The 292-nt window shown below is 73.6% G+C and carries 1 protein-coding gene; it reads left to right on the top strand.

Features of this window, described 5'->3' with window-relative positions; genetic code table 11:
* Positions 1 to 292: hypothetical protein (locus G6026_RS17220; protein WP_241727988.1), on the top strand; the 292-nt coding region annotated here is incomplete at both ends.

The raw sequence follows: 292 nt of genomic DNA, 5'->3' as shown, positions 1-292 counted from the left end.
TCCGCCGCAAGGAGAAGGCCCAGCGCAAGCTCGCCGGGATGCAGGGCAACCTCGATCGGTTGACCGACCTGACGGGCGAACTGCGCCGCCAACTCAAACCGCTCGGACGCCAGGCCGAGGTGGCGCGGCGGGCCCAGTCCGTCCAGGCCGACCTCCGCGACGCGACGTTCCGGCTGGCCGCAGATGACCTGGTGACGCGGCGCGCCGAGCTGGCGGATGCGGAGAGCGTCCGGGAGAGGCTCTCCGAGCAGGTGGCCGCGGCGGTCGACCGGCGGGACGACCTCGCGTCGTC

The sequence above is a fragment of the Dietzia sp. DQ11-38-2 genome (assembly GCF_014145055.1).
Classification (GTDB): domain Bacteria; phylum Actinomycetota; class Actinomycetes; order Mycobacteriales; family Mycobacteriaceae; genus Dietzia.
The sequence above is the reverse complement of the archived record's forward strand: the minus strand, read 5'-3'. Positions and strand labels throughout refer to the sequence as shown.